At 65.0% G+C, this 2,935-nt stretch carries 1 protein-coding gene; it reads right to left on the reverse strand.

Annotated elements, in window-relative coordinates; translation table 11 throughout:
• Positions 1-73: 73 nt before the first annotated feature.
• Complete coding sequence (locus VL752_RS01050) at positions 74-2,755, reverse strand: sensor histidine kinase KdpD (RefSeq protein ID WP_325351873.1); 2,682 nt, start codon at positions 2,753-2,755, stop codon at positions 74-76.
• Positions 2,756-2,935 lie beyond the last annotated feature (180 nt).

The following is a 2,935-nucleotide window of genomic DNA, read 5'->3' on the forward strand; positions in this document are numbered from 1 at the left end:
CAGGCTTCGAGGGCCGGCGCCAGAAAGCGATGGATCTGCCGTTCGTCGTCAACGACGAGAATGCGAGCACCGGTCATTCTGCGATGTCCGACGCCGACAACCAAGCCTGAGGCAGCGTGACTGTGATGGTCGTACCGGGAAGACCGTCCCACGGCAGATCAGGGCGAGGACTGAGGGCCGAGATCGTGCCGCCCATGGCGCCAACGAAGCCCCGCGCGATCGCAAGGCCGAGGCCGGTTCCCGGCGCCACCCTGTCTCCATGTCGCGCGCGATAGAAACTGTCAAAAATCTGAGCCAGATCCTCGGGTGGAATGCCGATCCCTTCATCAGCCACTGTGAGGATAACCCTGTCAGCCTTGCTTTCGGCGCTGACGCGAATGCCGGCGCCTACGGGTGAATATTTCACGGCGTTCTCTACAATGTTCGTCAGGGCTTGCTCCAGAAGGGCCACATCCGCCCGCACAGCCAGCCTCTCGGGGATGCTGACTGCAACATGCAGCGCGCCCGGCACCCGCGCGAGCACCGTCTCGACAAGGGGTGCCAACTCCACCGTCACCAGGCGCGGCGCGATTTCGCCGCCCTCGAGCCGCGTCAGGTCCATGATATTGGCAAGGAAGCGCGTCATCCGCCCGACATCTTCTTCAATACTGGCGAGCAGATCCTGCCGCGTCGGCTCCGGCAAGCGCTCCCAATTGGCACGCAGCGTTTCTGCCGATCCGCGAATTCCGGTCAGCGGTGTGCGAAGGTCGTGCGACAGAGAGTTGAGCAGTGCGGTACGCAGTGCCTGGGTCTCGGACAGTGCCTCCCCCCGTGCAGCTTCCGCGGCCAAGCGTACACGCTCCAGCGCCACCGCCGCCTGATCAGCTAAGGCCGAGACCGCCTGAAGGCTGGGCGTGGAGAGCAGACCGGCGGCCGGCGGGCGAAAGCCCAATACACCGACAACGCCGCGGCTGGTGCGAATGGGCAGGAAGCGCCACGGGGCGGAGGGTAAGGTCGCCGTCCCTGCTCCGGCTTCCTCCTGCCGGGCGTAGGTCCAGCGCGCCGCGGCAATGCTGCTTTCGTCCAGCGGCGCACTACCCTCGGGCCGCTGCGCTCGCACCGTAAGACCTGCGGGTGTGTCGGTCAGCACCGCCGCCTCAGGGGCGAGAGCCGCTGCCTGTTGCGCGATCTCAGCCATCAGTTCGTCCTCGGTCGCAGGTTCGCCTAACCGCCGGCTGAAGAGGCCGATACGCCGCAAGCCTTCGATCCGCCCCTGAGCCGCCAACGCCTCGGCCCGCACCCGCCCAGCCAGCAGTCCCGTGGAACTGGCTACGATGCCGAAGACCACGAGCGCCACGATATCGCGCGGATCTGTGATGCTGAGTTGGTAAACGGGCGGCAGGAAGAAGAAATTCCAGCCAAGGAAGCCAAGTACCGCGGCGAAAAGTCCGATCGCGAGGCCGTAGTGTGCCGCGGTCGCCATGACTGCGGCCAGAAAGACCATGCCAAGCGCCTCGTGATCCAGCCAATTCCCCAACAACTCGCCGATACCAATAACCAGCACGATGACGCCAAGGCCCGCGATCCAGGGGAGTGGCGCACGCGGCAAGCCTGGCCAAAGCTTGCGGGGCGAGCGTTCCGCCGCCGAGGGCACGATGAGGAGGTTGAAGTCGTTGCTCTGGCGCAGAAGCTGCTCGGCGAGCGACGGCCTCGCCCAAAGTCGCCGCGCCAGATGGCGGAAGCGTCTTGGCCGCGGCATGCCAATGACGATCTGGGTCACATTGCGCTGTGATGCGATCTCCAATGCAATGGCCGCGACATCGCGGCCGGCCTGGGTCTCCACCTCTGCTCCCAGCCGGGCCGCCAGCGCCTTCGGCCCCTGGGATTTCATGAGCCCGGCCAGCCCGTCCTTGGGCCGCTCGATGTGCAGCGCGATCCAGGGCGCACGCAGCGCATCGGCCAGTTGCTTCGCCCGTCGCACCACAGCCTCGGCCGAGGCATCCGCCCCGATCAGCGCCAGAATGCGCTCGCCCGCTGGCCAAGGCCCTTTAATGGCGTTGAGCTGCATATAGCCGCGCACGTCGGCGTCGACATGCTGCGCGACACGTCTGAGTGCAATCTCGCGCAGTGCCGTCAGATTGCCTTCCCGGAAAAAGGCATTCAGTGCCCGCCTCGCTGTTTCCGGCCGGTATATTTTGCCTTCGGTCAGGCGTTTGCGCAATTCCGATGGCGTAATGTCGATCAGCTCAATCTCGGTCGCCAGTTCCAGCACTTGGTCAGGCAGCGTCTCCGTCACGCGCACCCCGGTGATACGCGCAACATCGTCATTGAGGCTTTCAAGGTGCTGGACGTTGAGCGTCGCCCAGACTGGAATCCCGGCTTCCACCAATTCGGCCACATCCTCCCAGCGCTTCGCGTGGGTGCTGCCGGGGGCGTTGGTATGGGCGAGTTCATCGATCAGAATCAGCCCGGGCCGCCGCGCGATGGCGCCTTCCAGATCGAATTCCGCCAAAGTCTGGCCGCGATAGGGAAGCTGCTTGGGCGGCAGGATGGCCAGGTCGCCGATCTGCGCTTCCGTTTCTGCACGGCCATGGGTTTCGACGACGCCGATCACGACGTCCACGCCTTCCCGCGCGCGCTGCCTTCCGGCATTGAGCATTTCCCAGGTCTTACCAACGCCGGGGGCGGCGCCCAGGAAAATGCGCAAGCTTGCCCGCTCTTTGGTCGCGAGCGCCGCGGCCAGGGCGTCTGGATCCGGGCGATCATACTCCGGCATGGTCACTCACGAGTCCATATGAGACAGGCACGGACAGACCACGTCTTCCGTTAAAGAGGAAACCCAGACCAGCGCTACCCACGCCAGGCCATTTGTGCATTCCGGCAAGCGGAACTGGGCGAACATTCGACGCAACAAACCTCCTGGACGAGCAGACGCCATTGGCAGTGGGGATGGCCG

Origin of the sequence: Acidisoma sp. (assembly GCF_035492295.1) — a bacterium.
Lineage (GTDB): Bacteria > Pseudomonadota > Alphaproteobacteria > Acetobacterales > Acetobacteraceae > Acidisoma.

Bases quoted from the DNA above. Each gene is read 5' to 3' on its own strand.
- VL752_RS01050 (WP_325351873.1), bottom strand. From the start codon at position 2,755: ATGCCGGAGTATGATCGCCCGGATCCAGACGCCCTGGCCGCGGCGCTC.